Raw genomic sequence first — 12,077 nt, forward strand, 5'->3', positions numbered from 1 at the left:
GATGACCGTTGATCAATCGCCAGCTTGGACAGCCCTCAATAAGCACGCCGAAGAGCTGGGCAATAAACATCTCAAAGATCTATTCGCCGAAGATGATCAGCGCTTTGATCGATTCAGTTTTAGTGCTGCCCACTGTCTCGCTGATTTTTCTAAACAACGCATCAGCAGCAACACACTAGAAAAACTGATCCAACTAGCAGAACAACAGCGCTTACCCGAAAAGATTGAAGCGCTGTTCACCGGTGAGCATGTCAACACATCTGAAGATCGCCCCGCGTTACACACCGCGCTGCGTCAGCCTAAAGAGATACCGCTGCGCTTAGGTGAGGCCGATATTTCGCAAGAGATTCACTCCTCCTTAGAGCGCATGGAGACCCTCGTCGAGCAGATCCATAATGGTCAATGGCGAGGCTATGATGGCAGCCCCATTACCAATGTTATCAATATCGGCGTAGGCGGCTCTGATTTAGGCCCATTGATGGCCTGCCGTGCACTGAATATGTTTACCAGCGCTGAGATCCGACATATCGAAGTACACTTCGTCTCTTCGATGGATGGTAGCCAACTGGCGCGACTATTAAATAAAATAGATCCTGCCTCTACGCTATTTATCGTGTCATCAAAATCGTTTTCAACTATCGATACCTTGGCGAACTCGAATACCGCCAGAGAGTGGCTGGTTAACGCCAGCGGCTTATCAAGCGAACTGATCAGCCAACATCATTTTATCGGTATCACCGCTAGCCCAACAAAAGCGTCTGAATGGGGCATCCCCGAAAAAAACCAACTGCATTTTTGGGATTGGACCGGTGGCCGCTATTCCATGTGGTCTGCTATTGGCATGGCGATCGCTCTGCACACTGGCAACGATAATTTCCGTAAGATGCTCGCGGGCGCCCATGAGATGGATAGCCATTTTAGACATACCCCACTGACTGAAAACCTCCCGGCCTTATTAGGCATGATCGGCATCTGGAATATAAATTTCCTCGATATTCATGCCCATGCCATATTGCCTTACGATGGCCGTTTACAACACCTGCCGGCTTATCTTGAACAGCTAGAGATGGAAAGCAACGGCAAAAGCGTCACCCTTAACGGCGATAAATTTGACTACTCAACCTGCCCGATTTTATGGGGAGAGGTCGGTCCGAATGCTCAACATGCATTCTATCAACTGCTGCATCAGGGTACTGAGTCGGTCATGTGTGATTTCATCGCACCGGCGCTGCGTTATCAGGAATATGGTGAAGAACTTCAGGCACAGCATCAGTTAACACTGGCTAACTGCCTCGCACAATCACGCTTATTAGCCTTGGGGGACAGTGTGCTTGATAATGCCGACAATGCCCCACTACATAAACGCTATCGGGGCAATCAGCCGAGCACAACGATTATTCTGGACGAACTCACGCCAGAAAGCTTTGGTGCTCTGATCGCCATGTACGAACATAAGGTCTATGTGCAATCGGTTATCTGGGAGATCAATCCATTTGACCAGTGGGGTGTCGAACTTGGTAAACAGGTCGCCACATCACTGCTAGATCAGTTTACCGACCCTGTTGCCGCTAAAACCGACAGCTCAACCGAAGGGTTGATCCGTTTTGTGCAACAACAGCGCCGAGAGGTTAAGTCATGAAAATTAAAGTCTATGGCGCCGATCTAACCGCTTGGGTGGCGGCGGCGAGCTTAGCTCGCGCTGGCAACGATGTGCGTATAGAGGGCCCTGAAGCACAGCAATCTAAACCTCTGCATGATATTTCTGCACTGCGTGATGAACCTGGCTTGCTGGATCAGATCGAATTACAAATGGTACAGGGCCGCCTACAGCGAACCCACACCGTCGACAGTGAAACCGCTATCCACTGGTTTGCTCTGGAACATAATCAATTTGAGACCGCCGAACAGATTATCCAGAGTCTCGCCACCAGCGTGCCTAAAAACCTGTTAATCATTAATCAGTGTAATTTTGGTGTAGGCGCAACAGACCAACTGCAAGCCTACTTAAACAAAAATCATAACCAAGCTGTCGTCTATATTCCAAACAGCCTTCAGGAAGGTAAAGCTTTACAGGGCTTTAGCCACCCCAAACGCATCACTATCGGTAGCGATAATGACTGGGCGATCACCATGACCCGTTCCGTCATCCGCCCCTTTCTGCAACACATAGAAAACTTGCTACTCATGAGCAGCCGCGAAGCAGAGTTTACCAAACTCGCGATTACCGGCATGCTGGCCATAAGGATTGGCTATATTAATGAACTCGCCAATCTTGCCGATCAGATGGGTGTCGATATTGACATTATTCGTGAAGGCATGGGAACAGATCCAAGGGTCGGCAGTCACTATTTGAGTCCCGGCTGCGGCTTCGGTGGTGAAAACTTCAACCAAAACATTGCCCGTTTTTCCGATATTTTCGAAAAACGAGGACAAAACTCACTGCTGAAAACCGTTATTTCAGAAAATGAGATACAGAAAGAACTGCTCTTTAAGAAACTATGGCAACACTACCACTGTGATCTTACGGGTAAAACCGTTGCCATTTGGGGGGCTTCATTCAAACCGGGAACCGCCAATATTGAGAATGCGTCCAGCTTAAAAACTATCGATGCATTGTTAGCGCAAGGCGTACAGATTAATGTCCATGATCCAGAGGCATTAGGTAATCTACAGAAACACTACCCATCAGAGCCGCTTATCCGACTCTGCCACGATGCCTATGAGGCCGTCGTTGATGCCGATGCCCTGCTGCTGATCACCGAATGGCCTGAGTACTGGTCGCCCGATTACCATAAAATACTCGAATCCATGCGTAACCCTCTTATTATCGACGGTCGCAACATCTTCGATAAGCCCGCTCTCGAGATGTATGGCTTCACTTATATAGGCGTCGGTCGCTAATGCTAAGAAAAATATTGTTCGGCCTCTGTGCTGCGGCACTGCTGTATGGGCTGTTTCGTCAAACACCGCCCCCTCAGCTATTTAATCAGTCGGATAAATTTGGCCATCTAGCCGGATTTGCGGCAATGACATTGGTTGGCCTATGGACGGTTTCCCGTCGATTTATCCCCCTGTTCATCGCTAGCCTATTGATCCTTGCTTGCAGCGCCGAATTTATTCAGCAAGCGCTGTTAGCCCATCGGCATTTTTCACTTTACGATATGTATGCCAACCTGACAGGCATTGCCATCATATTTACCCCTTGGCTTGTCTGGCGTATCAGCCGATATTTTTTTACAGATTCCTCTTATTTACAACCTTCAGAGAAACGCCAATGAGCAAACTAGCCTGTTTTAAAGCCTATGATATCCGTGGCCAGCTGGGTACTCAGCTGGATGAAGACCTAACCTACCGTATCGGCCGAGCCTATGCGGAATTCCTCAAGCCTAAAACCGTTGTTGTCGGCGGCGATATGCGCCTATCCACCGAATCACTCAAGCAGGCCCTCACCCGAGGACTACGAGATTCCGGCGTCGATGTGCTAGATATCGGCCTATGCGGAACGGAAGAGATCTACTTTGCAACCTCACACCTAAAAACCGACGGGGGCATCGTCGTCACCGCGAGCCATAACCCCGAAGATTACAACGGTATGAAGCTGGTACGTGAGGGTTCACGCCCTATCAGCGGAGACACCGGCCTCAATGATATCGAACAACTGGCACGCGAAAATAAATTCAGTGCCCCGGATATCACCAAACAAGGCAGCTACAAGCAGGTGGATACATTAGCCAACTATGTAGAACATCTGGAAGGCTACATCGATCTACAAGACCTTAAACCACTAAAACTGGTGGTGAATGCGGGTAACGGCGTTGCCGGGCATGTGATCGATGCGCTAGAAACACAGTTTAAAGCCGCCTCAGTCGCGATCGAATTTATCAAGATTCACCATCAACCCGACGGCACCTTCCCCAACGGTATCCCTAATCCGATTCTTGAAGAGAATCGTGCCGACACCATTGCCGCTGTGCTAGAACACAAAGCGGATATGGGTATTGCGTGGGATGGCGATTTTGACCGCTGCTTCCTCTTTGATGAGAATGGCCGCTTTATTGAAGGCTATTACATTGTTGGCTTACTCGCCGAAGCCTTTTTGGCCAAAAACCCGGGCGCAGCGATTATCCATGATCCTCGCTTAACCTGGAACACCCTAGACATCGTTGCCGCCGGTGGCGGTAGAGCGATTCAAAGTAAAACGGGGCATGCTTTCATAAAAGAGCGGATGCGTGAAGAAGATGCCGTCTACGGTGGCGAAATGAGCGCTCACCATTACTTCCGTGATTTCTTTTACTGCGATAGCGGCATGGTGCCTTGGTTACTCGTAGCCGAACTGCTTAGCAAAAAAGGCAAAACACTATCGCAACTTGTGGACGACCGCATCACTAAATACCCTTCCCCCGGTGAGATCAACAGTAAGCTGTACGACCCTAAAGCGGCCATTGAACGGGTTCTGGATACTTACAAAGAGAGTGCTACTGCAATCGATTACACCGATGGTATCAGCCTTGATATGGGCGAGTGGCGCTTTAACTTACGCTCATCGAATACCGAACCGGTTGTCCGCCTTAACGTTGAAACCCGAGGCGACCAAGTTCTAATGCAAGCTAAAACGGACGAATTACTCAAGCTTCTCAGAGCATAATTCAAAACAACAAATTTGTAGCGAGCGACGCCCTCGTCGCGATTAAACCATAAAAACCAACACCTTCGGCGTGAGGGCACGCCTCCTACAAACAATTCAATCTCGCAATCCAACACACTTGTAGCGAGCGACGCCCCCGTCGCGATAAAACCACAAAACCAGCACCTTCGGCGTGAGGGCACGCCTCCTACAAACAATTCAATCTCGCAATCCAACATGCTTGTAGCGAGCGACGCCCCCGTCGCGATTAACCCGCCAAACCCATCATCATCGGCGTGAGGGCACGCCTCCTACAAAACATTCAATATCGCACCACAACCGTCACGATTAACCCGCTAAACCCAACACCATCAGCGTGAGGACACGCCTCAATCTCGTAATACAACACGCTTGTAGCGAGCGACGCCCCCGTCGCGATTAACCACAAAAATCCAAACCTTCGGCGTGAGGGCACGCCTCCTACAAACACAAACCATTCAATTTCACACAATACCGTAGCGAGTGACGCCCCCGTCGCGATAAACCACAAAACCCAAACCATCGGCTCGGCGTGAAGGCACGCCTCCTACAAAACACCCAACCACCGCGATTAAATAACCACATCCAAATAATCAACCTAATTATAACCACACGGCATCCCACAAAGCGTATTCCCTAATACTTGTGACTAACCCTGCCCTAACGGGATTCATCACAATATAACGGGCAATATCCACTAAATCTTCTTCACGCCTCACCGCATGATCATGAAATCCTTTCTGCCAAATAATACCTGACACGGCCCTTAATCTTTTAATCTCTCTCGAAGACAAAGACTTAACCGTTTTAAGCGTATCGCTCAAAGATTTTGATTTAAGCTGAAGCAACCAATGCACATGATCAGGCATTACAACAAAAGCTAACGTATCGGTAAATTCGGATTCTTTACGAATAACATCAACGAGCTTACGACCTAAAATAAAATCATTGAAAATAGGTTTTCTTTGAAAGGTTACAAATGTAACCAGATATATACGACCAGGCTCTGAATAACGTCCTTTACGTAGCCCAGATGAATTCCCTTTCATCTTTTCACCTATAAAATATCTCGCCCATCGCGATTGAAACACAAAATCCAAACCATCGGAGTGAGGGCACGCATCCTACAAAACATGCAACCTCGCACCAAACCCGTAGCGAGCGACGCCTCGTCGCGATTAACCACAAAAACCAACATCATCGGCGTGAGGGCACGCCTCCTACAAATCATTCAATTTCACACAATACCGTTGCGAACGGCGCTCCCGTCGCGATTAACCCACAAAACCAAACATCATCGGCGTGGGCCACGCCTCCTACAAATCATTCAATCTCGCAACCCAACATGCTTGTAGCGAGCGACGCCCCCGTCGCGATTAAACCACAAAACCCAACATCATCGGCGTGAGGGCACGCCTCCTACAAAACATTGAATCTCGCACCACAACCGTCGCGATTAAACCATAAAAATCCAATATCATCGACGTGGGGGGCCCATCCTACAAAACATGCAATCTCGCACCAAACCCGTAGCGAGCGACGCCCTCGTCGCGATTAACCACAAAACCCAACATCATCGGCGTGAGGGCACGCCTCCTACAAAACATTGAATCTCGCACCACAACCGTCGCGATTAACCCGCAAAACCCAACATCATCGGCGTGAGGGCACGCCTCAATCTCGTAATACAACATGCTTGTAGCGAGACGCCCCCGTCGCGATTAACCACAAAAACCCAAACCTTCGGCGTGAGGGCACGCCTCCTACAAATCATTCAATCTCGCACCAAACCCGTAGCGAGCGACGCCTCGTCGCGATTAACCCGCAAAACCCAACATCATCGGCGTGAGGCACACCCCCTACAAAAACACGTAGAACATAAAAAACCATTCTGATCTATCTATAACCATCGGGGTTCTTTGATTGCCAACGCCAATGATCTGCAACCATACGTTGTAAATCATACTTAGCCTTCCACCCAAGCGCCTTCTCACTAAACTCAGGATCGGCATAACACTCGGCAATATCTCCAGATCTGCGCTCAACGATTTGATAAGGTATATCTCGCCCAGAAGCACCTGCAAATGCATTTACAACCTGCAAAACTGAATAGCCATTACCCGTGCCAAGATTATAAGCCTTACAACCGTGCTTAGGACTCAAAGCATTAAGCGCACACAAATGACCCGCCGCAAGATCTTCAACATGGATATAATCACGCACCCCTGTTCCATCAATCGTTGAATAATCTCCACCAAATATACTAAGTTTGTCGCGCTTTCCAACAGCAACTTGAGCAACAAACGGCATCAGATTATTGGGAATACCCTGCGGATCCTCACCAATCAAACCGCTCTCATGAGCACCAACAGGATTAAAGTAACGCAACAAAGAGATCTGCCACTGCGCATCAGACGTCGCCAAATCATTTAGCACCGTCTCAATCATTAACTTTGATTGGCCATAAGGATTAGTTGCTGAAGTTGGGAAATTCTCACGAATAGGGACATTGGCAGGATCGCCATATACCGTTGCAGATGAGCTAAAAACAATACGCTTACAATCATGAGAAGCCATAACATCGAACAGCGTAAGTGACCCCTCAACATTGTTCTTATAATAAAGCAGTGGTTTTTCTACCGATTCACCCACCGCCTTCAAACCTGCAAAATGAATAACCGATTCAATCGTATACTTAGAAAATAACGCATCAAGCGATGCACGGTCACGAATATCTCCCTCAACAAACGTTGGGCGTTTACCGGCTATGGTTTCAATCCGGTTAAATACCTCCGGACGGCTATTACACAGGTTGTCATAAACAACGACTTCATAACCTGCATTCAGCAACATAACCACCGCATGAGAGCCGATATAACCTGCTCCACCTGTTACCAGAATCGCCATCTCAATATCCTTTACAAATCCGCTTTAAAAAGCAAAACATCATATTCGTCATAACAAAAATCACTATAACCCAAACCATCGGCGTGAGGGCACGCCTCCTACAAAACATTGAATCTCGCACCACAACCGTCGCGATTAAATCATAAAAATCCAATATCATCGACGTGGGGGCCCCATCCTACAAAACATGCAATCTCGCACCAAACCCGTAGCGAGCGACGCCCTCGTCGCGATTAACCACAAAAACCAACACCATCGGCGTGAGGGCACGCCTCCTACAAATCATTAACACCGTAGCGAGCGACGCCCCCGTCGCGATTAACCCGCCAAACCCAACATCATCGGCGTGAGGGCACGCCTCCTACAAATCATTAACACCGTAGCGAGCGACGCCCACGTCGCGATTAACCCGCAAAACCCCACATCATCGGCGCGAGGGCACGCCTCCTACAAATCATTCAATATCGCACCAAACCGTAGCGAGCGACGCCCCCGTCGCGATTAACCCACAAAACCCAAACCATCAGCTCGGCGTGAGGGCACGCCTCCTACAAATCATTAATACCGTAGCGAGCGACGCCCTCGTCGCGATTGAACCACAAAACCCAACATTATCGGCGTGAAGTCAAGCCTCCTACACCAATTAAACCTATGTCCACTTATCAGAACGATCTGCGCATACTATAAAAAACGGGTTCAACAAAGTATCAGGACGGGTATTGTACAGCAGCGGCGTCAACTCAGGATATTGCAATACCTGACCACCCGCCGCAGTCACCACGGCATGGGCCGCAGCGGTATCCCACTCACTGGTTAACCCCAAACGAGGGTACAGGTCTGCTGCCCCTTCTGCCACCAAGCACAGCTTCAACGAACTCCCCATAGAAACCACTTCAGTTTTGGGTAAGCCTTTCACAAACGCCTTAAACTCATCACTCTGATGGGACCGACTTCCTACCACACGCCAAACGGCACCATCAGCAGGGATATCAGAGACCTGAATGGGCGAAACTTGACCATCAGTCTCTTTAAAGGCTCCGCCGGCATCGCCCCAATAAGTTACCCCAAGCGCTGGCGCATACACCACACCAAACACAGCCTTGCCATCCTCAATCAACGCAATATTGACGGTAAACTCACCATTTTTCTTAATAAACTCTTTAGTGCCATCCAATGGGTCAATCAGCCAATACGTCTGCCATGCCATCCGCCCCTGATGCTCATCAGCTCCCGACTCTTCAGATAAAACAGGAATCTCCGGAGTCAGTACCTTTAACCCATCAACAATACAGTGATGGGACGCTAAATCAGCCTCCGTTAACGGGCTAGCGTCACTTTTTTCAGAAATGGCGAAATCCCGCTGATAGATTTCCATAATGGCGGCACCGGCGTGCTTAGCCAGCGTAATGATATCCAAATTGTTAAACATAGTAGTTATCTCGCCATAAAGATGAATACAACGCAGAGAAAGTTATATCAATAATAAGGCACCCGTGAAGTTGATCGTATCTTCAAATTTGAACCAACAGAAGCTTTGCTTCTCCAATCCTGACAAAACGCCAAAGTCCTAGTCCCCCCCCAGTACCGCAGTTTGATTCTTCCACGACCACGATTATAGGAACCAATGTCATTTCCTACACTAGAACAGACAAACCGTCGATTCGATTATGCTATCGACTTGCTCAGCTTACAGCTAAACTAACACGCTCACTACGAGGCGAATTATCAGTCCTTATACTGAGCGACTCGATTCGGCAATAGCAGTACGTCTGCCAGAGCATGAACAGGCACTTATAACCGAAAGCCACTCGGTAATGACAATCGATCCTGCAGCTCCCCCCCCCTCGCCTGGAACCAATTTATTGGTGCGCTTGGCTTTGCCAAAGCGAGTACGGCTATAACTGAAATCCCCTAATTTAAGTACGTGTTGTTGGTAATAGCCTGTCTGTGATTAGCCGCGTATTACCAACTGTCGATATAAAGTTGCCAAAAAGTATATTTTTATTCGTAATTATAATTCTGCCCTCTTATTTGATGAGGACAATGATTAGCATGCAGCTGAAAAATATTTTAGGTTGAACTTATCTTGCGCTTACAGGCTTTTAGATCGGCGTCCATATCGAATCTTCGTTTAGTCATGCAATACACTTTTTTGAGATATTTAAAAGAAATGACACTGAATTCTCAACACTATCGATTTTCCAACTTTTCGGACTTAAGAATAACCATGGTTTACCTATCGGTATAACGTTAATTTTCATGCTGCAGATCATGCGTATAGATTACGAAAACCTTACTTTTGTAGCACATTTATTTTTGAATAAATTACTGCCGACGCAGAATTCTATGCACATTCAAATCAATAGGTATACTTTTTTTAAAAAATATCTACAAATCAAGAAAAAAGATCTACCATTTAAAACACTTAGTGTATTCATGAGGGAAATTTTTTCATTTCTATTTATTAAGTCAACAATCTTAAGTGTGTTTTTAGATTTTTCAGGCAATTTTTCTCCATGCTTTTCAATAAATTTTAAAAAACCTAACTTAGCTTTTTCAGATTTAGTTATACGACCCATTTCATGGCCAATATTCAATTTATAAGAAGGTTCTTTCAATTTAAATGCAGAACCAAAAGTATCTATCAATCTAAACCAAGTATCATAATCTTGCCAAGAAGGAAAAGACTCATCAAAACCACCAACATACCTGAGAGATGATGTTTTTATAAATATTTGATTTCCAACAACATTTCCATTGAACATATCGTCAAGTGCGACAGAGCCATAAAACCTAGAACCTATAAAAGTTTTTTCCCCAGTGTTTGTCTCATTTCTACTACAAAGAAAAGAATATTGGCTCAACTCAGGAGCTTTTATAAAGCACTCAACTCGATTAGGAAGGAATTCATCATCATCATCTAACCCAGTTATGTATTCACCAGTTGCCCTTTGTATTAATTCATTACGAGAAACACATGCACCCCTAGGCTCAGAACTTTCTACCCAGCAGAAATAAGGAAACTTCTTACAAAAAGAATCTCTAATATATTTAAGATCAGAAGAAGAACCATCATCACAAACTAATACTTCAATATTTTTATAAGTTTGTAACACTAAGGACTCCAACGCTCTTATTAAAAAATCTGGTCTATTGTGTGTTGGCACATATATTGATACCAACGGAGAACATACTGATTCTTTTATTATCAAATCTTCATTTACAGTAGTATATATATTTACCATACAAGCACTCATTTAACTTACAATCATAATTAAGTAGTGAAAAATATGCATGCACATTAAAATATCACAAATATTTCAAAATAAATTAGATATTTTTCAACTATTTTTTTTCCTAAAAGCTCCTTATAATTTTTATATGTGGTCTGTACCATCTTCTCTGATGTGAAATTCTCTAAATAATATTTCCTTCCATTTTCCCCGAGCTCTTTCCATTTTTCAAAAGGTGTACATGATAAAATTTTAGCTAATTCTTTGTAATCTGATGTAGGAAAAAGAAAGCCCGTAATCCCACTCTTTACTGATTCGGATAAGGAAGTACAGTTACTAGCAACTACTGGAATAGAAAAATTCATTGCTTCCAGTACCACCATTGGAAACCCCTCCCACCGACTAGGAAGAACTAGAACATCTGCACGCATAAAGTATGGATACATTTCTTCTTCACTACACCAACCTATATATGAAATATTGCTAGCCATAGTTTCACTAGGGACCTCAGAAAAAGATATCCCCAAAACAGTTAGATGGACCTGTTCGTCGTTTAATCTTTCCATTGCAGCAAGTAGCGTGTCGAACCCTTTGGCTGGATTTAACCTTCCCACAAATAATAGATTTAACTTATCTCCAAAAGAAGACGAACACTTACTTTTTATAACATTCCCCTTAATTGGAGAAACACCATTATGAACAACTACCAATTTAGATTTTTTAATTCCCACAAGAGCAGCTATTTTTTTTTCATATTCACTGACACATATTATTCTATCAGTTATTTTTGATAGCAAAAGTTCTATCGTCGAAAGAACTTTTCTTTTTGTAGTCGAACCATCCATCAAAAAAGAAAAACCATGAGGACAATAAATCACTACAGGCCTAACAATCGGAACCAAAAAAAACAATACCAGACGACCAAACATTCCAGCAAATGAGCTATGAAGGTGTATAATATCAGGCTTTTCTTTTATCGTTAGAACTGCAAGTGAAATTGAAAATAAAAAAAATGAAATTAAATTCCTTCCACTGCATCGATATGTCCTTATATTTTCCTTAGGAATATCGACTAGAGTTTTACTTTTTATTTTTGGAACTAAACAAATAACAGAATTTACACTAGGTGATTTCATTTGACTTTCTACGAGTGTTTTCAGTACTGTTATTGTACCACCAGTATCAACTTCAGTTGCATGAAGTATCTTCATTTTATGCTCTTGCTCTTGCTATTACTATTACTATTACTATTACTATTACTATTACTATTACTA

Annotated in this window: 9 protein-coding genes; 4 read left to right on the forward strand and 5 right to left on the reverse strand. The window is 45.1% G+C overall.

Going from position 1 to position 12,077, the window contains the following annotated elements; genetic code table 11:
- The first annotated feature begins 1 nt into the window (after position 1).
- Genes pgi through EH243_RS13355 form a run of 4 tightly spaced genes read left to right on the forward strand, consistent with a single transcriptional unit; the run spans position 2 to position 4,645 of the window.
- Entirely contained in the window at positions 2 to 1,639 is a 1,638-nt protein-coding gene (gene pgi, locus EH243_RS13340) for a glucose-6-phosphate isomerase (RefSeq protein WP_126159168.1), read from the forward strand.
- On the forward strand, positions 1,636 to 2,901 hold the full coding sequence (locus EH243_RS13345; RefSeq protein ID WP_126159169.1) for a nucleotide sugar dehydrogenase: 1,266 nt from the start codon (positions 1,636 to 1,638) through the stop codon (positions 2,899 to 2,901). The genes pgi and EH243_RS13345 overlap by 4 nt, the downstream gene beginning before the upstream one ends.
- Positions 2,901 to 3,278, forward strand: a complete 378-nt coding sequence (locus EH243_RS13350) for a hypothetical protein (protein WP_126159170.1) — start codon at positions 2,901 to 2,903, stop codon at positions 3,276 to 3,278. The genes EH243_RS13345 and EH243_RS13350 overlap by 1 nt, the downstream gene beginning before the upstream one ends.
- Positions 3,275 to 4,645, forward strand: coding sequence for a phosphohexomutase domain-containing protein (locus EH243_RS13355; RefSeq protein WP_126159171.1), 1,371 nt, complete (start codon positions 3,275 to 3,277; stop codon positions 4,643 to 4,645). The genes EH243_RS13350 and EH243_RS13355 overlap by 4 nt, the downstream gene beginning before the upstream one ends.
- 620 nt (positions 4,646 to 5,265) lie before the next feature.
- Here EH243_RS13355 and EH243_RS13360 read toward each other — a convergent pair.
- The 5 genes from EH243_RS13360 to EH243_RS13380 all read right to left on the reverse strand — a co-directional run bounded on the left by EH243_RS13360 (position 5,266) and on the right by EH243_RS13380 (position 12,014).
- Positions 5,266 to 5,712 carry an REP-associated tyrosine transposase gene (locus EH243_RS13360; protein ID WP_126159172.1) on the reverse strand — a complete coding sequence of 149 codons (447 nt, stop codon included), beginning with the start codon at positions 5,710 to 5,712 and terminating at the stop codon, positions 5,266 to 5,268.
- A gap of 847 nt (positions 5,713 to 6,559) precedes the next feature.
- A complete protein-coding gene (gene galE, locus EH243_RS13365) occupies positions 6,560 to 7,570 on the reverse strand; it encodes a UDP-glucose 4-epimerase GalE (RefSeq protein WP_126159173.1) in 1,011 nt (336 codons plus the stop codon).
- A 649-nt stretch (positions 7,571 to 8,219) separates the two neighbouring features.
- On the reverse strand, positions 8,220 to 8,999 hold the full coding sequence (cysQ, locus tag EH243_RS13370) for a 3'(2'),5'-bisphosphate nucleotidase CysQ (protein ID WP_126159174.1): 780 nt from the start codon (positions 8,997 to 8,999) through the stop codon (positions 8,220 to 8,222).
- Positions 9,000 to 9,924: 925 nt separating this feature from the next.
- A complete protein-coding gene (locus EH243_RS13375) occupies positions 9,925 to 10,815 on the reverse strand; it encodes a glycosyltransferase (protein ID WP_164549120.1) in 891 nt (296 codons plus the stop codon).
- Between the two features lie 56 nt (positions 10,816 to 10,871).
- Positions 10,872 to 12,014 (reverse strand): glycosyltransferase, encoded by a 1,143-nt coding sequence (locus EH243_RS13380; protein ID WP_126159176.1) that lies wholly within the window; start codon positions 12,012 to 12,014, stop codon positions 10,872 to 10,874.
- Between the last annotated feature and the right edge of the window lie 63 nt (positions 12,015 to 12,077).

This window comes from Amphritea opalescens (assembly GCF_003957515.1).
In the GTDB taxonomy this organism is placed as follows: domain Bacteria; phylum Pseudomonadota; class Gammaproteobacteria; order Pseudomonadales; family Balneatricaceae; genus Amphritea; species Amphritea opalescens.

What these genes read in the sequence shown, in the direction of transcription:
- pgi (WP_126159168.1), top strand. Translation starts at nt 2, where the DNA reads ATGACCGTTGATCAATCGCCAGCTTGGACAGCCCTCAATAAGCACGCC.
- EH243_RS13345 (WP_126159169.1), top strand. Translation starts at nt 1,636, where the DNA reads ATGAAAATTAAAGTCTATGGCGCCGATCTAACCGCTTGGGTGGCGGCG.
- EH243_RS13350 (WP_126159170.1), top strand. Translation starts at nt 2,901, where the DNA reads ATGCTAAGAAAAATATTGTTCGGCCTCTGTGCTGCGGCACTGCTGTAT.
- EH243_RS13355 (WP_126159171.1), top strand. Translation starts at nt 3,275, where the DNA reads ATGAGCAAACTAGCCTGTTTTAAAGCCTATGATATCCGTGGCCAGCTG.
- EH243_RS13360 (WP_126159172.1), bottom strand. Translation starts at nt 5,712, where the DNA reads ATGAAAGGGAATTCATCTGGGCTACGTAAAGGACGTTATTCAGAGCCT.
- galE (WP_126159173.1), bottom strand. Translation starts at nt 7,570, where the DNA reads ATGGCGATTCTGGTAACAGGTGGAGCAGGTTATATCGGCTCTCATGCG.
- cysQ (WP_126159174.1), bottom strand. Translation starts at nt 8,999, where the DNA reads ATGTTTAACAATTTGGATATCATTACGCTGGCTAAGCACGCCGGTGCC.
- EH243_RS13375 (WP_164549120.1), bottom strand. Translation starts at nt 10,815, where the DNA reads ATGGTAAATATATATACTACTGTAAATGAAGATTTGATAATAAAAGAA.
- EH243_RS13380 (WP_126159176.1), bottom strand. Translation starts at nt 12,014, where the DNA reads ATGAAGATACTTCATGCAACTGAAGTTGATACTGGTGGTACAATAACA.